Origin of the sequence: Lacinutrix iliipiscaria, assembly GCF_042686125.1 — a bacterium.
In the GTDB taxonomy this organism is placed as follows: domain Bacteria; phylum Bacteroidota; class Bacteroidia; order Flavobacteriales; family Flavobacteriaceae; genus Oceanihabitans; species Oceanihabitans iliipiscarium.
Map to the genome: position 1 here is coordinate 960,501 of NZ_JBHUOV010000001.1, position 18,180 is coordinate 978,680.

Annotated in this window: 17 protein-coding genes and 1 tRNA gene; 13 read left to right on the forward strand and 5 right to left on the reverse strand. The window is 32.0% G+C overall.

Annotated features, from left to right (window positions below):
- Positions 1-31 precede the first annotated feature (31 nt).
- The 8 genes from dnaE (at position 32) to ACFS5M_RS04285 (ending at position 9,924) form a co-directional block, all read left to right on the forward strand.
- Positions 32-4,417: a DNA polymerase III subunit alpha gene (dnaE, locus tag ACFS5M_RS04250; RefSeq protein ID WP_183486153.1), complete on the forward strand. Its 4,386-nt coding sequence runs from the start codon at positions 32-34 to the stop codon at positions 4,415-4,417.
- 63 nt (positions 4,418-4,480) lie between these two features.
- Positions 4,481-4,645 (forward strand): hypothetical protein, encoded by a 165-nt coding sequence (locus tag ACFS5M_RS04255; protein WP_183486155.1) that lies wholly within the window; start codon positions 4,481-4,483, stop codon positions 4,643-4,645.
- A 120-nt stretch (positions 4,646-4,765) separates the two neighbouring features.
- A complete protein-coding gene (trxA, locus tag ACFS5M_RS04260) occupies positions 4,766-5,083 on the forward strand; it encodes a thioredoxin (RefSeq protein ID WP_183486157.1) in 318 nt (105 codons plus the stop codon).
- A 209-nt stretch (positions 5,084-5,292) separates the two neighbouring features.
- Positions 5,293-6,222 (forward strand): DUF58 domain-containing protein, encoded by a 930-nt coding sequence (locus tag ACFS5M_RS04265; RefSeq protein WP_183486159.1) that lies wholly within the window; start codon positions 5,293-5,295, stop codon positions 6,220-6,222.
- Positions 6,223-6,303: 81 nt separating this feature from the next.
- A tRNA-Asp gene (locus tag ACFS5M_RS04270) sits at positions 6,304-6,377 on the forward strand.
- A 545-nt stretch (positions 6,378-6,922) separates the two neighbouring features.
- On the forward strand, positions 6,923-7,090 hold the full coding sequence (locus tag ACFS5M_RS04275; protein ID WP_183486161.1) for a hypothetical protein: 168 nt from the start codon (positions 6,923-6,925) through the stop codon (positions 7,088-7,090).
- 115 nt (positions 7,091-7,205) lie between these two features.
- The gene (locus ACFS5M_RS04280; RefSeq protein ID WP_379897968.1) at positions 7,206-9,233 is read left to right on the forward strand and encodes an ATP-binding protein; all 2,028 of its coding nucleotides are present in this window, start codon (positions 7,206-7,208) and stop codon (positions 9,231-9,233) included.
- Positions 9,234-9,249: 16 nt separating this feature from the next.
- Positions 9,250-9,924 (forward strand): response regulator transcription factor, encoded by a 675-nt coding sequence (locus ACFS5M_RS04285; protein ID WP_183486163.1) that lies wholly within the window; start codon positions 9,250-9,252, stop codon positions 9,922-9,924.
- A 275-nt stretch (positions 9,925-10,199) separates the two neighbouring features.
- On the opposite strand, the gene ACFS5M_RS04290 is transcribed toward ACFS5M_RS04285, so the two are convergent.
- The gene (locus ACFS5M_RS04290; protein WP_183486165.1) at positions 10,200-10,703 is read right to left on the reverse strand and encodes a DUF456 domain-containing protein; all 504 of its coding nucleotides are present in this window, start codon (positions 10,701-10,703) and stop codon (positions 10,200-10,202) included.
- 112 nt (positions 10,704-10,815) lie between these two features.
- On the opposite strand from ACFS5M_RS04290, the gene ACFS5M_RS04295 reads away from it, so the two are divergent.
- Positions 10,816-11,292, forward strand: coding sequence for a hypothetical protein (locus ACFS5M_RS04295; RefSeq protein WP_183486167.1), 477 nt, complete (start codon positions 10,816-10,818; stop codon positions 11,290-11,292).
- Here ACFS5M_RS04295 and ACFS5M_RS04300 read toward each other — a convergent pair.
- The 4 genes from ACFS5M_RS04300 to ACFS5M_RS04315 are packed head-to-tail and all read right to left on the reverse strand — an operon-like array spanning position 11,289 to position 15,010.
- Positions 11,289-12,023, reverse strand: a complete 735-nt coding sequence (locus ACFS5M_RS04300) for a Bax inhibitor-1/YccA family protein (RefSeq protein ID WP_183487253.1) — start codon at positions 12,021-12,023, stop codon at positions 11,289-11,291. The two genes, ACFS5M_RS04295 and ACFS5M_RS04300, sit on opposite strands and share 4 nt — an antisense overlap.
- Positions 12,020-12,859 (reverse strand): hypothetical protein, encoded by an 840-nt coding sequence (locus ACFS5M_RS04305; protein WP_183486169.1) that lies wholly within the window; start codon positions 12,857-12,859, stop codon positions 12,020-12,022. The genes ACFS5M_RS04300 and ACFS5M_RS04305 overlap by 4 nt, the downstream gene beginning before the upstream one ends.
- Positions 12,860-12,914: 55 nt before the next feature.
- A complete protein-coding gene (locus tag ACFS5M_RS04310) occupies positions 12,915-14,042 on the reverse strand; it encodes a glycosyltransferase family 2 protein (RefSeq protein WP_379897977.1) in 1,128 nt (375 codons plus the stop codon).
- Entirely contained in the window at positions 14,039-15,010 is a 972-nt protein-coding gene (locus ACFS5M_RS04315) for a lysylphosphatidylglycerol synthase domain-containing protein (RefSeq protein ID WP_183487256.1), read from the reverse strand. Before ACFS5M_RS04315 ends, ACFS5M_RS04310 begins: the two co-directional genes overlap by 4 nt.
- Positions 15,011-15,057: 47 nt before the next feature.
- Between ACFS5M_RS04315 and ACFS5M_RS04320 the strand changes: the two genes are divergently transcribed.
- Genes ACFS5M_RS04320 through ACFS5M_RS04335 form a run of 4 tightly spaced genes read left to right on the forward strand, consistent with a single transcriptional unit; the run spans position 15,058 to position 18,165 of the window.
- Positions 15,058-15,690, forward strand: a complete 633-nt coding sequence (locus ACFS5M_RS04320; protein WP_183486171.1) for an outer membrane beta-barrel protein — start codon at positions 15,058-15,060, stop codon at positions 15,688-15,690.
- Complete coding sequence (gene ruvC / locus ACFS5M_RS04325; protein ID WP_183486173.1) at positions 15,690-16,244, forward strand: crossover junction endodeoxyribonuclease RuvC; 555 nt, start codon at positions 15,690-15,692, stop codon at positions 16,242-16,244. Before ACFS5M_RS04320 ends, ruvC begins: the two co-directional genes overlap by 1 nt.
- Positions 16,245-16,276: 32 nt before the next feature.
- Entirely contained in the window at positions 16,277-17,401 is a 1,125-nt protein-coding gene (gene hemW, locus ACFS5M_RS04330) for a radical SAM family heme chaperone HemW (protein ID WP_183487258.1), read from the forward strand.
- Between the two features lie 11 nt (positions 17,402-17,412).
- Positions 17,413-18,165, forward strand: a complete 753-nt coding sequence (locus ACFS5M_RS04335; protein WP_183486175.1) for a cyclase family protein — start codon at positions 17,413-17,415, stop codon at positions 18,163-18,165.
- The last annotated feature ends 15 nt before the right edge of the window (positions 18,166-18,180 follow it).

Genomic DNA, 18,180 nt, shown 5'->3' on the forward strand with positions numbered 1-18,180 from the left:
ACCTCCTTATTTATTTTGAAGAACAGACTCTATGTACTTAATTTTTGATACTGAAACTACTGGCTTACCTAAGCGATGGGATGCACCAATTACTGATACAGATAATTGGCCTCGATGCATACAAATTGCATGGCAACTTCACGATGCCCTTGGGAATTGTATAGAACATCAAGACTATTTAGTGCAACCTGAAGGTTTCAATATCCCTTATGATGCTGAGAAAATTCATGGGATTTCAACAGAGCTAGCGCAAGAGCAAGGAGCACCACTGTTAGAGGTTTTAGAGAAATTCAATGAGGCACTGAGCAAAACCAAATTTGTTGTAGGTCAAAATGTGGGATTTGACTTAAATATTATGGGAGCTGAGTTTGTTCGTGAAGATATAGCTAACCAGTTGCAAGAATTACCAATATTAGATACTTGTACAGAGCATACGGCTAGTCTGTGTCAAATTCCTGGAGGCCGAGGAGGGAAATTTAAATTACCAACTTTAACTGAATTACACCAGTTTTTATTTCAACAACCTTTTGCTGAAGCACACAATGCAACCGCTGACGTGGAAGCAACAACACGATGCTTTTTTGAACTGATTCGTCGAGGCGAGTACACCAAAGAACAGCTTGATGTACAGCCTGATTATTTTCAGAAATTTTCTGAAGCCAATCCTAAAACAATTCAGCTTATAGGCTTGAAACATATTAATCTCAAGCAGGAAAGCGCTAAGATTAATGAAAGGCTACAACAGGCTCAAGTTAGTGACCTCTCTTCAGAAGATTTAAAACAAAACGTTTCGGCTTTAGAAGCTGTCGATTTTGCTCATCTACATAACCATTCTCAGTTTTCAGTATTACAATCTACTATAAGTATTCAAGATTTAGTGGCTTCGGCCGCAGAACATAATATGTCTGCTGTTGCACTTACAGATCATGCAAATATGATGGGGGCTTTTCATTTTGTAAAGGCAATTAATAATCATAATAAGAGTGTAAAAACTAAAAACGCTGAGGCCATAGAACAAGGTGAACCAACACGATTAAAAGAAATTAAACCTATTATTGGTTGTGAGTTTTTTGTTTGTGAAGATCACTTAGATAAAACCAGAAAAGATAATGGCTATCAAATTGTTCTTATTGCAAAGAATAAAAATGGCTACCATAATTTAGCGAAATTGTCTTCACATGCTTTTGTTGATGGATTTTATTATTTGCCTAGAATTGATAAACAACTTATTCAACAATACAAAGAAGACCTCATTGTACTTACAGGAAATTTATATGGTGAAGTGCCTAGTAAAGTTTTGAATGTTGGTGAAAGTCAAGCCGAAGAAGCTTTGCTTTGGTGGAAATCGGAGTTTAAAGACGACTTGTACATTGAGCTCATGCGTCATAATCAGGAAGATGAAAATCGCGTAAATCCTGTCCTTATAGATTTTTCTAAAAAACACAATATAAAACTTATAGCTACAAACAATACCTATTATTGCAATAAGGAAGATGCCAATGCACACGATATTTTATTATGTGTGAAAGATGGTGAGAAGCAAGCGACACCAATTGGAAGAGGACGAGGCTATAGGTATGGATTGCCAAATCAAGAATATTATTTTAAGTCTTCTGAAGACATGAAAGCTTTATTTCATGATGTTCCCGAAGCGATTATTAATATTCAAGAGGTGGTTGATAAAATTGAAGCTTATCAATTAGCAAGAGAGGTCTTATTACCTGCTTTTGATATCCCTGAAGAATTTCAAGACATAGCAGATCAAACCGATGGTGGCAAACGAGGAGAAAATAAATTCCTCCGCCATTTAACCTATCAAGGTGCTAAAGAACGTTACGAAGAACTTACTGAAGAGATTACAGAACGTCTCGATTTTGAGTTGAGTGTTATTGAAAATACAGGTTATCCAGGGTACTTTTTAATTGTCGAAGATTTTATTAGGGAGGCGAGGAATATGGATGTGTCTGTTGGTCCAGGTCGTGGTTCAGCTGCAGGATCTGTGGTTGCCTATTGTTTGAAGATTACAAATATCGACCCTTTAAAGTATAATCTGCTTTTTGAGCGTTTCTTAAATCCGGATCGTATTAGTATGCCAGATATTGATATCGATTTTGATGATGAAGGTCGAGGGCGTGTCATGGATTATGTAATTGATAAATATGGAAGTAATCAGGTTGCACAAATTATTACTTACGGTACCATGGCAGCCAAGTCATCTATTCGTGATACAGCACGTGTATTAGATTTGCCTCTATTTGATGCCGATCGTATTGCAAAACTTATTCCTACCATGTCTAAACTAGGTAAGATATTTGGTGCAGACGAAAAGAAGTTAAAAGGCATGTTTCGTGCTGAGGACCTAGAAAAAGTCAATCAACTCCTTAATATTTCTGAAGGTGAAGACTTAGAAGCTGAAACTGTCAATTTAGCTAGAACATTAGAAGGCTCTGTTCGTAATACTGGAATTCATGCGTGTGGCGTCATCATTACACCAGACGATATTACCAAGTTTGTACCTGTAGCTACTGCAAAAGATTCCGATTTATACGTGACACAGTTTGATAATTCTGTGGTTGAAGATGCTGGGCTATTAAAAATGGATTTCTTAGGATTAAAAACCTTAACCTTAATCAAAGATACCGTAAAAATCGTTAAGGCTAAACACAATATTTTATTAGATCCAGACAATTTTCCACTTGATGATGAAAAAACCTATGAGCTCTTCCAAAGAGGTGAAACTGTTGGTGTGTTTCAGTACGAATCTCCTGGAATGCAAAAACATCTTAAAGAATTAAAACCAACAGTTTTTGAAGATTTAATTGCTATGAATGCCTTGTACCGTCCTGGTCCGATGGAATATATTCCAAGTTTTACAAGACGTAAACATGGCGACGAAGAGATCGAATATGACCTTCCAGCTATGGAGGAATATTTAAAAGAAACTTACGGAATTACGGTCTATCAAGAGCAAGTAATGCTGTTATCTCAAAAACTTGCTGACTTTACTAAAGGTGAAGCTGATGTCCTACGTAAAGCTATGGGGAAAAAGCAAATAGCGGTTCTTAATAAAATGAAACCAAAATTTATCGAGCAAGCAAATGCGAATGGACACGATACAGATAAGCTTGAAAAAATCTGGAAAGATTGGGAAGCCTTTGCTAGTTATGCTTTTAACAAGTCTCACTCTACGTGTTATGCATGGATTGCTTACCAAACCGCGTATTTAAAAGCGCATTATCCAGCAGAATATATGGCAGCTGTGTTGTCTAATAACATGAACGATATTAAACAGGTTACCTTCTTCATGGAAGAATGTAAACGTATGCGATTAGAAGTATTAGGGCCAGATGTGAATGAGAGTTATTATAAATTTTCTGTTAATCAAAATAACGCGGTACGTTTCGGAATGGGAGCCATCAAAGGTGTTGGGCATGGTGCTGTAAAAACCATTGTGCAAAACAGAAAAGAAGACGGACATTATACTTCAATTTTTGATTTGTCTAAACGTATTGACTTACGTGCAGCAAATAAAAAAGCTTTCGAAAATTTAGCACTAGCTGGTGGATTTGATTGCTTTAAAAATACTCATAGAGCACAATATTTTCATAGCGAAGGTGATGGCATCACCTTTTTAGAAAAAGCTATTAAATATGGAGCAAAACATCAAGAAAATGAAAACTCAGCACAAGTGAGTTTGTTTGGCGATGCTAGCGATGTGCAAATTGCAGAGCCTCAAGTACCACCATGTGAAGAATGGGGAACCATGGAAAAATTAGCACGTGAAAAAGAAGTGGTTGGAATTTATATTTCAGGGCATCCATTAGACGATTTTAAAACTGAAATGAAAACCTTCTGTAATGCCAATTTAGCATTGTTTAATGATTTAGAAACGTATGTCAATCGAGAATTGACTTTTGGAGGAGTGGTTACAGATATTCAGCATCGTGTAAGTAAACAAGGTAAAGGCTGGGCTTCTTTTACAGTTGAAGATTACACAGATAGTTTTGAATTTCGAATTTTTGGCGAAGAGTATTTAAAGTTTAGACATTTTTTGATGCAAAATAACTTTGTGTTTGTTAAGACGTATGTGAAAGAAGGTTGGACCAATCGTGAAACAGGTAAAAAAGGTGAGCCACGACTCCAGTTTAATAGCTTCCAATTATTGCATGATGTCATGGATCAGTATGCAAAGAAATTATCAATACAATTAAACATTAAAGAACTCGCCGAAGATAAAATACAAACTCTAAAAGAGACCTTACAAATGCATCCAGGAAATCAGATGCTCAATTTTGTCATCTATGATAATGCCGACCAAATTAAACTGCAAATGCCAAGTCGAAAACAAAAAGTAAAAGTCTCTCAAGAACTATTAGATGAGTTAGATGAGCAACAGGTGTTTTATAAGTTGAATTAAATATGTATGTAACATTTTTAATGAAACAAATACGTATTACGTATAACTAAAACAGTATAAGTTATGAAAAATACAAAATACATATTATTGATTATTGGGCTTCTCGCTATTGCTTCAACTGTGTATTTCCTAATACAAGGAGAACCATTTGTAGAGCAAATTATGTCATTGGTTTGTGGTTCAAGTTTAATTTATGGATATTTTGAACTCAATAAGACCTCCAAATAAGGCATAGAGCAAAACAATACACTAATAAACTAAACAAATTGTTAGTATGTAAGCTTTGGCAAAATTTTTGACTAATATTGCATATTAATATGAAGTAAAACACAATTAAATTATAATATTATGGCATTAGAAATCACAGATGCAAATTTTGAAGAAACAGTATTAAAAAGTGATAAACCAGTAATGGTTGACTTTTGGGCAGCTTGGTGTGGACCATGTAGAATGGTTGGACCAATCATTGACGAAATTAGTAAAGAATACGATGGTAAAGCTGTTGTTGGTAAAGTAGATGTAGATGCAAATCAAGAATTTGCTGCTAAATATGGTGTGCGTAACATTCCTACTGTTTTGGTATTTCAAAACGGAGAGGTTGTTGGACGTCAAGTTGGTGTAGCGCCTAAAAATGCATACTCCGATGCGATTGATGCACTTTTATAAATCATTACGCAAAAGAAATCTTAAAAGGTTTGTCATTATGGCAAACCTTTTTTAGTTTAGACCAATTGCAATATGGGCGTTTCTCTACGTCGCCAAAGCGACCTAGAGTCAGGCTTTTCGCTATATCTTTTTTCTTGCAACTTCTCGACTACACTCGAAGGACAAGAAAAAAGGATGCCGCTGCAATCCTTAACGCAAAACAAGATAGATTGAACTTAAGAGACGAACTTAATAAAGCTGGAGGATTTAAAAACCTAGAACTACTTGCCAAACAAGTGGTAGAAGGGTTTATTTCTGGGATGCATAAAAGTCCGTTTCATGGCTTTTCTGCAGAATTTGCTGAGCATAAAATTTATAATCAAGGCGAAAGCACCAGACATATAGACTGGAAACTCTTTGCTAAAACCGACAAGCTATATACCAAACGTTATGACGACGAAACTAATTTACGGTGTCATATTATACTAGACAATAGTAGCTCGATGCATTATCCAGAAATGCGCGAGTTTTCTATTGATGACCTCAATAAAATTGCCTTTTCAGCATTAGCGTCTGCTGCTTTAATGCACATGCTAAAAAAACAACGTGATGCTGTAGGTCTAAGTATTTACAGTGATGCCTACGATTTTTATGCACCAGAAAAAGGCAGTGAGCGTCATCATCAAATGTTATTAAGTCAGTTAAGCCAAACTGTAACCACGAAAACACTTAACAAGAAAACCGAAACCTATACCTATCTACATCAAATTGCAGAAAAGATTCATAGACGCTCTATGATTTTCCTGTTTACAGATATGTTTCAAACGAGTGAAGACGAGACTAAATTATTTGAGGCTCTACGACATTTAAAGCATAATAAACATGAAGTGGTTCTGTTTCATGTTTTTGATAAATCTAAAGAACTCACTTTCGATTTTGATAACAAACCCAAACGTTATGTAGATGTAGAAACAGGAGAGTATATTAATTTGTATTCAGAAAGTATAAAGGATAATTACGAAAAAGCAGTACAAGTTTATTTTGATAATTTACGCTTAAAGTGTGGGCAATATCGCATTAAATATGTTGAGGCAGACATTAATAAAAATTTCGATAATATCCTCACAACTTATATGATAGAGCGTCAACGATTTGTTTAAACGTTATTTTTTTAAAAAAACTTAATAAAAGATTTGACATATTAAATTTGCAATGTATATTTGCCCTCGCAATAATGCAACGGTTTGGTAGTTCAGTTGGTTAGAATACCTGCCTGTCACGCAGGGGGTCGCGGGTTCGAGTCCCGTCCAGACCGCAAAAATTGCTAAAAGCTTCTCTTAGGAGAAGCTTTTTTTAGCAATACAAAGAAGTTGTGTTGTTTTACCTTAATGAAAGTTAGGGTGAAAGTTGTAAGAAACCCAATTTTGTTGGGACTTACCAATGGAAAGCTTTCCTTTTTTCTTTTTAGAAGATTGGGATGCTTTTTTGTTTTAGTGAAATGTGTAAATTTTTAATAATATTATAATTTACCTCTTTTTTAGTGTAAATAATAACAAAAAATACATTTCATCGATAAAATGCATCATTTCATCGATTATATTTTATATGTCATTTCACTTTAACCTATATTTACAACCCTTCATAAGTCCCCAAAAGATTTATTCTCAGCTTATCAAGGCATAAATTAATCCATTTTATTACTTCCCTCATTAAATAGATTATTAGTTAGTTACTAATAGCACTATTTTAAAATTTAAGTTAATTATCCATTTTTCCCTCAATTAAGGATTTTTGCTATGCAATAATCTGTATTTAAAACAATAAGAAAAATAATTATAAATAACTTAAACCTAAATTAACATGAAATCCCTAAAAATTACATTAGCAGTTGCAGTTGTATGTGCAGTATTTGCATCATTAACGCCACAAAACCAACCTACAGAAGAATTAGATAAAAACAATGAGACTATTGTTAAGGTTACTTTTAAGAAAGAAAAGAAAAAATATCAAGTACCTTCTCAATCGTAAACAAAAAATATCATTTTATTATAGCCCTTTGTATCATATACAAGGGGCTTTTTTTTATCTTTAGTCAAATTGTATTTGATAAAATATTATAAATTTGATTACTAAATAAAATATATTGAAGCCTTACCTTACTTTTCTATTACTATTATTCTTTTTTAATGTTGGCTATGCGCAAAAGAACAAAGCGTTTCAAGATCAATTGAATCGTATCCAAAACTATAGAAGTTTATCTTCAGATGGAGCATTAACCATGGAAGAAAGACTTGATTATGCCGAAAAGGCCGTTGAACTTTCGCTACAAACTAAGGAAGATACAATCATCTTAAAAAGCAAAAGAAACCTTTCGTTGTTATACATGCAAAAAGGCGACTTAGAGATTTTTAAAACGATGAGTTTAGAAAGCTTAGATAATGCAATTAAAATAAAAGATACTTTTTCAATAGCTATTGCAAATTACTATTTAGGTTCATATTATCATATCAACGAGAAGCATGATAGTGCTTATTATCATTATTTCAATTCTGCAAAATTATATAAAATATTAAATGACATTCAAAGTGAAGGAGAAGTGCTCTCTAACATGGCTGATATACAAGAAACTGAAAGAGATTATGTTGGTTGTGAAAATAATGCTATTAAGGCAATTGCTTTAATAGAACAGCTTCCTGAAACAGAAAGGAACTTGCTTTATTTGTGGAGTACACATAATCTAATAGCATTAGTTTCGGCAGAACTAGAACAATATCAAAAAGGCTTAGAGTATCATAATAAAGCCTTAGCTATTTGTGAAAGAATGGAAGACCCTTATGAAAGTCAGTTGTTTTCAAACATTAATATCGCAGCTTTATATAGAAGAAAGGGCGATTATGAAACGGCACAAAAGCTTTATGAAAAACTAAAAGAAGACGAATTGGTTTATGAATTTGATCCGACTTCATATTCTATCATTTTGTCTGGTTTAGCTCATGCCAAGTTTAAAAATGGAAATAAAAATTATGACGAAATAACAACCCTTTTTCATAAGGCCTATTCTATTAGTAAAAAAGAGGATGATCAATTTGGGCTTTTATCTATAAGTATGGATATGTCCGAATTTTACTTCAATACCAAAAACATGGATAGTGCCAGATACTATGTCGACAATGCCTATGTTATTGGAAAAGATTTAAAAGCCAATGAAACCATATTAGAAGCCTTATTATTAAAGTCTGAAATAGAAACTGGAGCGGAAGCTAAAGCGAGTTTAAATAGATACATAAGTTTAAGCGATAGTCTTCAAAAAGCAGAACGCTCTATTAGAAATAAATTTGCTAGAATTGATTATGAAACCGATCAAATAAAAGCAGAAAAAGAACAGGTCACTAAAGAACGCTTACTGTTTTTAATCCTTTCTATAGGGTTATTTATAACACTAGCCTTATTGTATATCGTAATCACTCAACGATCAAAAAATAAGGAGTTAAAATTTATTCAGCAGCAGCAAGAAACAAATGAAGAGATATATAACCTTATGCTTTCACAACAAGATAATATTGAAGAAGCTAGAACTATAGAAAAAAGAAGAATTTCTGAAGAACTTCATGATGGTATACTTGGTAGATTGTTTGGTACACGATTAAGTTTAGATAGCTTAAATATGAGTAACACTGAAGAAGCCATGAAATCTCGTGAAGGCTATATAGATGAATTACAATCCATAGAACAAGAGATTAGAAAAGTATCTCATGATTTAAATTCAGATTTTGTTTCAGGTTCAGGATTTACAGATATAATTAAAACACTGTTAGAAACACAAACAGAAGCTTATAAATTAAAATATGAATTTACAAAAGACGATGCGATTCAATGGGATTCAATATCCAATAAAACCAAAATACACATATACAGGATATTACAAGAATCATTACAGAATATCTACAAACATGCTAATGCAACACTCGTTGAAATTAGTTTTAGTTTAAAAAATAATGTAATTTGTATCACGATTAAAGATGATGGAACTGGTTTTGATGTTAACAAATCAAGAAAAGGTATTGGCATTAAAAACATTACATCACGAGTTAAAGAAATTGATGGCGAACTCACTATAGAATCTCAAAAAGACATAGGAACAAGTATCATGATTACAGTTCCAACCAAATGAAAAAAGCCTAACAAACATGGAAGAAACTATACGTATCTTAATGACAGATGATCATCCGATAATTATTGAAGGTTACCAAAATACGTTACTTGCCACAAAAAAAGAAAGTCAGAACTTAATTATCGATATTGCTAATAATTGCGACCAATCTATAGCGTTTATGAATAAATCTATAGAAGAAGAAAATCCTTACCAAATTCTTTTTATGGATATTAGTTTACCGCCTTCATCTGACGGAACCATTACCTCTGGTGAAGATTTGTCGAAATTTGCAAGAGAGATTTTACCTGATGCAAAAATTATTATTCTCACGATGTTTAATGAACCGTTTAGAATTCACAATATTATTAAGGAAATTAATCCTGAAGGCTTTGTCGTTAAAAGCGATTTAACTTCTAGAGAATTAGCAAGTGCATTTCAAGCCGTTGTAAATAATCCGCCATTTTATAGTACGACTGTTACAAGTTATCTTAGAAAAACACACGCTTCTGAAATTGAGATTGACGACAAGGATAGGAAGATATTATATTTGCTGTCTCAAGGTATTAAAACAAAGAGCTTAACAAAACATTTAGGTATTTCTACAAGTTCTGTTGAAAAACGAAAAAAACAACTCAAAGAAATTTTTTCTATTACAGATGGTCAAGATGAAACACTTCTAAGTGAAGCTAAAAAATTGGGATTTTTATAGATTTTGAAGCGATTTACTGGATGTAAATGTTAAAGTTTCATTTTTTTTCATTTTTTTTCAATGCTTATAAGCCCTATTAAGCATAAATAGTACGGTTTTCCCGTAAACACTGTACGGAAAAACCGTAACCAAGATTCGTGTAAATTTTTATATTGGTACCAGTCAACAAGCATAATTAGTTAATCCCTCGAGTGAAATTATGTTGGTTATAGCATGTAGAGCCTTATGGTATTTAATATTTTGTTGAATACTGTGAGGTTTCTTCATTTATAGTATTATAGTGTGAAAATAGCACTCCAATGACTAATAAGTGTATTTATAAAAAACCCTGCATAAATTACCGCTACAATAAACTTCATAAATGTTCCAGTTAAAAAACCTAAAAATGAACCAAAAGCGGCTTTTATTGCTGTTGCCGAATCTGCTTTGTTCGAGAGTTCGCCAATTAAAGCACCTAAAAAAGGACCTATAATTATACCAAAAGGAATTGGAGCAATAATACCAACGATTAAACCTACAGTAGTTCCAATCATACCAGCTTTTGTTCCACCAAATTTTTTTGTTCCTATAGCTGGGATAATATAATCTAAGGCAAATACAATTAATGCAACAACAAGTGTAATGCCTAAAAACCACCAGTCATCAGGTACTGCTTGTGTTAAATATATAAGTAATAAACCAACCCAACTCATTGGAGGACCAGGAAGTATAGGTAAAAAGCTACCAATAATTCCAATTATAATAAAAACCACTCCAATTAAAACTAAAAAGATATCCATTGTGAATTTTTAATATAAGACGAGAATTTATAAATATTGTTACAAAGTTTTCCAGAAGCTATTTTTTAAATTAAATCAAAAAAAATTGTACATTTCGGTTTGACTAAAATTTATGCAAAGAATATTCTTTTTTTTGATATTTATAAGTGTTACTTCCTGTAATTATTTTAAAGCAAAGAAAACATCTTCAGAGGCTATTTTAAATGAAGAGATGCAAGCCTTTAATTGGAATGAAGTTGATGAATATCCTAATTTTTCTTCATGTGTTACTGCTCTAGAAAAAGAAGAAAAAAAGGAGTGTTTTGAAAACACTTTGATAGATAATATATATAGTAATCTTTCTTCAGAAAAAATAATAGTTACTCAAGATATTCATGATACTATTTTAGTTCAATTTTTAATATCTGAAACAGGTGAAATAAAGTTTGTTGAGGCTAAAATAGATTCAATAACAAGATTGGAAATTCCAAATATTGAAGAGTTAATTACCCAAAGTTTGGAGTCTCTGCCAGAAATTTATCCAGCTATAAAAAGAAGTCAACAGGTTAAAACTCAATTTACTTTACCAATTCTTATTCAGGTGAATTAAAATCGAATGGCTAGTTTTTTCATAAGTCTTAAGGTCTCTGCATACAACCATACTAAGGAAACTAAAAGTCCCCAAGTGGCTATCCATTCTTTACTTTTTGGCGCTTTGTTTTTTTGTTTTTCAATATAATCAAAGTCTAAAAGTAAACTTAGAGACGCAAAAATTGCAGCTACAAAGTTAAAAAGAATTGCAACCCATGATGTTCCCCAGACAAATGATTTTATACCAAAAAAACCTAAAATCCAAGAAATAATATAGACTAAAAAGATACTAGCACAAGCAGTAATAATAATACTTCGTATTTTTTTTGAAACAACAATAAGTCGGGTTTGGTAAAGGAGTAAAACAGTTATAAATGTTATTATAGTTACACCTATAGCTTGATATGGTAAATTAGGAAATTTCGCATGTGCATAACTGCTTATTCCTCCTAAAAAGAACCCTTTAGCAATAGCGTATAATGGCACTAAAAATGAAGCCCAATGTTGCCTAACTGAAATGACGATGCTAATAATAATAGCAGATAGCATACCACCAGAAATATACCATTTTATTGAGTTGCCTTCAGAGTATAGTTTCCAGATTCCAACAGTTATGATTGCTATTAAAAGGATACAAAATATAGATTTATAAAATATCCCAGAAACGGTCATCTTATTAGAAGACGATTTATTATCATCCCAAAAATAATTAGAAAATGCTGGATTTGAAGTTTGATTTAAAAGCACTATAATTTCATTTTATAGCCAATAGCAAAATCTATAGGGAAATTCCCTTCATTATCTATAAAGACTGCGAATAACTCATTATAAGCAAATGTTATAAAGCCATTTTTTCCAACTTTTATATCTGAGCCAATTCCAAAAATAAAAGGCACATCAAAAGACGATTCGCTTTCATCTAAGAATTTAGAAAATGTATAGGTTGCAAATTTCACATTAGCATAAATATTGAAACTAGGCTGATTAATAAATCGATATCTATAGCCCAAAGCTAATTGCGTTGCAGAGTATTTATAATCTGAGTGTTCTAAAGCATGTCTCATACTAAAAAAACCAGCATGTCTTGGCATTTTATTAGCTTCTAATATCTCAAATTCGATACCAAAAAATGGGGTTGATTTATTGTCAGGATTTTCAACAAAAGGATGGTTTGTTAATCCACCAAAAACACCAATTCTAGATTCTAGTCTGGCTTTTTCAGAAACTTGATAATCTATGTTTTTAGAAACATTGTAGTCATCAAAAAACTGTCTTAAGCTAGAGAGTGTTAGGTTGACTTTATCTGTAGAAATTGAATTTCCTGTTAGGCGATTTAAAACAGTTTTATATTCTTCTTTGTAGGTTTTAGATTCTGAGTCTTTCGTGTTTTTTAGTTCTTGTATTGCGTCACTATCATCCTTTACAAAGTATCTAAATTCACCATCAATTGTATTCCAGAGGAGGTCAAGAGTACCTTCAACTTCTGTTTTAAGCTCTAAAGTTTCATTGTTTACAGTGAATGTGTTTTGCGCAATTGAAGACGTTGTTATAGTAAATAGAAAAACTAAAATTAGGCATTTTTTCATCTCAAATTTTTATTATGATTCTTGTAAAACTACAAAAATTTATACTGATATACTATTATTTACGAAACGCTCTACCTTTCCATTTATAGTGTGAGAATAGACTAATAAAGGCTATATAAACACAAAAAATTGGATATAGTAATCCGCAGAATAAATAAGAAGATAAATAAGATTCTTGATTAAAAAATCGAGCTGTTTTAAAGAGGAGTAAAAAATCAATACTCAACTTAATAAAAAATAAATACAGTAAAATTTTAATAGGAAAAATACCAATAGAACTTAATGTTAATCCAACAATAAGACTAGCATTCATCATTAATATAATAAGTCCTGTTATTTTAGCAAATAGGCTTTTGTATTTTGATGTTTTTGAAGCCCAACGAACACGTTGAGAAATTAATTGTTTTACATCTGGTTCGGCCTTAGTGGTTACAATGGCCTTTTCAGATTTTAAATAATGTACAGTACTAGACTTTTGCTTAAGGGCTTTTTCTAGTAGAAAGATATCATCACCACTCGCAATATGATCGTTCCCAATAAAACCATTTACAGATTTAAAAAGCTTTGTTTTGTAAGCTAGATTTGCTCCATTGCATAAAAAAGGACGATGTATTCCAAAGCCGCCAATGGTTGCTCCTTGAAGGCTTAAAAAATCAAGTAGTTGAAAGCGTTTTAAAAACGAATCAACTTTACTGTATGTCACTGGCGCTACAATTAAATCGGTGTTATTTTTCTGTATAAAAGCATCGAAAGAGGCTAACCAATATTTTGGTAAAATACAGTCGGCATCTGTAGTGACAATCCATTCGTTGGACGCTAAATGTATTGCCGAAGTGATAGCATCTTTTTTTGGAGAAAGGCTTTGACGGTCATTTTTTATAAGATGAACAGATATCTTTGATTTAGAGATAAATTGAGTTACAATATCAATTGATTCATCGTCTGAGGCATCATCTACAAGAAATACTTCAATGAGATGCTTCGGATAGTGTATTACACTTAAAGATTTCAAAAGTTCAGGTAAGTTTTCGGCTTCATTTCTAAATGGAATAATGACCGAAAACGATGTTGTAGCTTGCACATCGTATACATAAAAAGATTTCACTTTATCAAAACCTAGAGCCAAACTTCCTATTAAAAACAGGTAAATTATAGTAATACAGACCAATAACAAAACCATCATATTGCATTGTTTTTAGGAAGCTTAAAAGTAAGCACATAGAAACTCCCAATTAGGCTTGGTAAAACAAAGTTTAAAATCCACATTAATAGTACAATACTTAAAATAGTAAACTCATGCACACCATAAGCTGAGAAAATATATACAGCAACACTTCCTTTTATAAGAACATCAAAAATAAAAACAGAAGGTATAATAGAGGCTAATAAATATAGGCTTGAAATGAGTACCATGGCATCCATATAAAAAATATCAACATTAAAAATATGAAGTAAAAAGTAAAACTGAAACGAAAAAATTAAATACCTCAATAAAGAAAACACAAAACCAAGTAGTTTGGTTTTAGAGGGAAGATTTTTAATAAATTCAATAATTTTTTTGATAGAAAATCCTTTAATTCTAAACCTTTTTTGTTTGGCACCAAATACAGAAAATGCAAATATGATAACAATAATTAAAAAAAATCTGACGACTTTTTGTGGGCTAAACTCAATGTTATAATCAGTAACAAAATAGTATATAGCAATAACTCCAAACAGAACAGTTATACTCATTTGTAAGACATTACCAATAAAGTTTAAAAGTAGAATGCGTTTTCTATAATTTGAACTATAGTATAATGCTTTTGCGCCATATTCTCCTATTCTATTTGGTGTTAAAAGTGATGCTGTTAAGGATCCTAAGCTTTGTTTTAAGGCTTCAAAAAAGGTGATTTTTTTGACAGAATCGACTAAATATTGCCATTTTATAATTTCGAAAAACCAATTAAAAATGCTTAAAACAATTAAAAAACTTACATTTTTTAAAGAAAAAAGCCTGTTTTTGCTTAAAATCGAGACAAAATCAGAAAAACGCAAATCAGGATTAGAAGTGACTTTATTATAAATAAAGTAAAAAGCACCAATAACAATACTTAATTTAATAAGTACAAAAAAGAATTGTTTAGTTTTGTAAGGCAGTGCTCGATTCATCATTACTGAATTAATCAGTTTAGTACAAATTAAAACAATATTGCCTTATGAACACATCATTTAAAACATTTAAGTTCGCATCTACAATTTTGCTCATAGTTGTATGTTATTTTTCAGGATATTCACAAAGTGAAACGAGTACTTGGAAAGCTCAATTTGCAGTCGGCATTAATAGTCCAAGTCAAAATGCATTTGTGACTCCTTTTGAAGCCAAACCTGTGAATTTTCCAACCTTCAATATTGGATTACAGCGAATGCTTAGTAAAAGTTTAGGAGTAAAATTAGACTTTGGCTATAATCGATTTTCAAACGCTTCTAATTCACCAGATTTTAAAGTTAACTATTCTAGAATAAATGCTCAAGCTGTTTACGACCCTAGTGATATGATTAATTTTTTGCCTCCAAGAATATCTGTAATTGCTCATGGTGGACCAGGATTTACTTTTGTTAAACCTCTTGGTAATTACGTAGATTATAATACTTCTTTTTTAAATGCTATGGTTGGCTTAGAGGTTCATTATGGTATTTCACAAACCCTTTCTTTATACTTTGATACCTCATACATTTATAGTTTTGGTCGTACACATGATAGTTTAGGAGATGGCTTTTATAACGGAAACCTTTTAACAGCAACTGTAGGGATTTCTATTTCTTTAAGTGGTTGTTATTACTGCGAATAATGAGTAACGAAAGAATTATATTAGGTATAGATCCAGGGACGACTATTATGGGTTTTGGACTCATAAGAGTTAAAAATAAAAAGATGGAGTTCTTGCAGTTAAATGAACTCGATTTAAAAAAATATAGTGATCATTACTTAAAACTCAAGCTTATTTTTGAACGTACTATTGAGTTGATTGACACGCATAATCCTGATGAAATAGCCATTGAGGCGCCTTTTTTTGGAAAGAATGTACAAAGTATGTTAAAGCTTGGTCGAGCTCAAGGTGTTGCCATGGCAGCAGGCTTGTCGCGTGAAATTCCTATTACCGAATATTTACCTAAGAAAATAAAAATGGCAATTACAGGAAACGGTAATGCAAGTAAAGAACAAGTAGCTAAAATGCTACAAAGTCTTTTAGGCTTAAAAACCTTACCAAAAAATTTAGATGCTACAGATGGCTTAGCAGCTGCAGTGTGTCATTTCTATAATTCAGGGAAAATCAATGTTGGAAAAAGCTACTCAGGATGGAGTGCCTTTGTAAAACAGAATGAAGGTCGAGTTAAAAAATAAGAAAGTTAATGCATCCTTAATATCAGTTAATCATCGCAGGAATTTATATTCATATCCCATTTTGTAAACAAGCGTGTTACTATTGCGACTTTCATTTTTCGACGTCGTTTAAGAAAAAAGACGAACTCATTCAAGCTTTAATTAAAGAACTTGAATTGAGAAAAGATGAACTGCAAAATCAAATTATCGAAACTATTTATTTTGGAGGTGGTACACCTTCACTATTAAATAATAACGAGTTACAAACAGTGATTGAAGCTGTTTATAATAACTATAAAGTAATTGATAAACCTGAAATTACTTTAGAGGCTAATCCAGACGATTTGTCAAAGGATAAAATCATTCAATTATCAAACACACCAATCAATAGACTGAGTATTGGTATTCAATCTTTTTTTGAAGACGATTTAAAAAGTATGAATCGTGCACATAACGCTCAAGAAGCAGTAAAATGTCTTGGAAATGCAACGCAATATTACGATAATATCACTGTTGATTTGATTTATGGAATCCCGAATATGGCTCTAGAAAAATGGAATAAAAATCTAGAAATAGCTTTTAACTTCGGAATTAACCACATTTCTAGTTACGCTTTAACAGTCGAACCTAAAACAGCTTTAGCCAATTTTATAAAGAATGGAAAATATCCACCAATTGACGAGGCCTTAGCGTTAGAGCATTTTAATCATTTAGTTGAAGCTACCCAAAACCAAGGTTTTATACATTATGAAATCTCAAATTTTGGAAAACCGCACTATTTTTCAAAGCACAACTCAAGTTATTGGCTAGGAAAAACCTATCTAGGAATAGGACCCTCGGCGCATTCATTTAATAAAACACAGCGCAGTTGGAACGTTTCTAATAACATAAAATATATTGAGGCGATTCAAAATAATACTTTACCCAATACGATTGAAACCTTAACCATAGAAAATCAATATAATGAGTATATCATGACTAGTTTACGAACTATTTGGGGAGTGTCTCTGGAGAAAGTTGAATCAGATTTTGGTGTGCACTATAAATCATATCTTCTACAAATGGCCAAAAAGTATATTGGTAAAAATCAACTATATATTGAAAATCAAAAATTAAAGACGACTCAAAAAGGAAAATTTTTAGTCGATGGAATTGCTTCAGAACTCTTCATGATTTAGTATATTTGAGTATGATTGCAACTATAGAAACAAATTCAAAAAAATATAAGATAGATTTAACAAAGCCTTTAGATTTGTCTATTCCACTTATCGCATCCAAAAAAAATGTAAACGCCTGGTATCTAGATGAACCAAAAATAGAACCTGTTCAAGATAAAGGATGGATAGCAAGTGTAAAAGAAGGTGCTAGTATTAATTTTAATAATATTTTTTTTAATCCTCATGGACATGGTACTCATACAGAGTGTATAGGTCATATAACCGAAAAAGTACATTCTGTAAACAAAAACTTGAAACAGTTTTTCTTTTTAGCTGAAGTGGTTACTGTAGCACCTGAGAAATTAGATGGTGATTTTGTGATTTCCAAAAAACAATTGCAATTTGCTATTGGGAACAAAAAAAGAAAAGCAATCATTATTCGTACTTTACCTAATACTAAAGAAAAACTATCAGCTCAATACTCTCATACTAATCCACCTTATTTGTTAGAAGCTGCTGCCATCTACTTGAAAGATAAAGGTATTGAACATCTATTAATAGACTTACCAAGTGTAGATAAAGAAAAAGATGAAGGGAAACTATTAGCGCACAATGCATTTTGGAATACAAAAGGTAAGAAAAGGGTAAATGCAACTATTACAGAATTAATTTTTGTGCCAAATACGGTTAATGATGGTACTTATTTCCTCAATTTACAAATTGCCCCTTTTGAAAATGATGCATCGCCAAGTAAGCCCATCTTATATGCACTATTAAACGATTAAATTTATGGTACATAT

Bases quoted from the DNA above. Each gene is read 5' to 3' on its own strand.
- ACFS5M_RS04305 (WP_183486169.1), bottom strand. From the start codon at position 12,859: ATGAAAAAATGCCTAATTTTAGTTTTTCTATTTACTATAACAACGTCT.
- ACFS5M_RS04285 (WP_183486163.1), top strand. From the start codon at position 9,250: ATGGAAGAAACTATACGTATCTTAATGACAGATGATCATCCGATAATT.
- ACFS5M_RS04255 (WP_183486155.1), top strand. From the start codon at position 4,481: ATGAAAAATACAAAATACATATTATTGATTATTGGGCTTCTCGCTATT.
- ACFS5M_RS04335 (WP_183486175.1), top strand. From the start codon at position 17,413: ATGATTGCAACTATAGAAACAAATTCAAAAAAATATAAGATAGATTTA.
- ACFS5M_RS04295 (WP_183486167.1), top strand. From the start codon at position 10,816: ATGCAAAGAATATTCTTTTTTTTGATATTTATAAGTGTTACTTCCTGT.
- ACFS5M_RS04290 (WP_183486165.1), bottom strand. From the start codon at position 10,703: ATGGATATCTTTTTAGTTTTAATTGGAGTGGTTTTTATTATAATTGGA.
- trxA (WP_183486157.1), top strand. From the start codon at position 4,766: ATGGCATTAGAAATCACAGATGCAAATTTTGAAGAAACAGTATTAAAA.
- ACFS5M_RS04275 (WP_183486161.1), top strand. From the start codon at position 6,923: ATGAAATCCCTAAAAATTACATTAGCAGTTGCAGTTGTATGTGCAGTA.
- ACFS5M_RS04310 (WP_379897977.1), bottom strand. From the start codon at position 14,042: ATGATGGTTTTGTTATTGGTCTGTATTACTATAATTTACCTGTTTTTA.
- ACFS5M_RS04315 (WP_183487256.1), bottom strand. From the start codon at position 15,010: ATGAATCGAGCACTGCCTTACAAAACTAAACAATTCTTTTTTGTACTT.
- ACFS5M_RS04320 (WP_183486171.1), top strand. From the start codon at position 15,058: ATGAACACATCATTTAAAACATTTAAGTTCGCATCTACAATTTTGCTC.
- ruvC (WP_183486173.1), top strand. From the start codon at position 15,690: ATGAGTAACGAAAGAATTATATTAGGTATAGATCCAGGGACGACTATT.
- dnaE (WP_183486153.1), top strand. From the start codon at position 32: ATGTACTTAATTTTTGATACTGAAACTACTGGCTTACCTAAGCGATGG.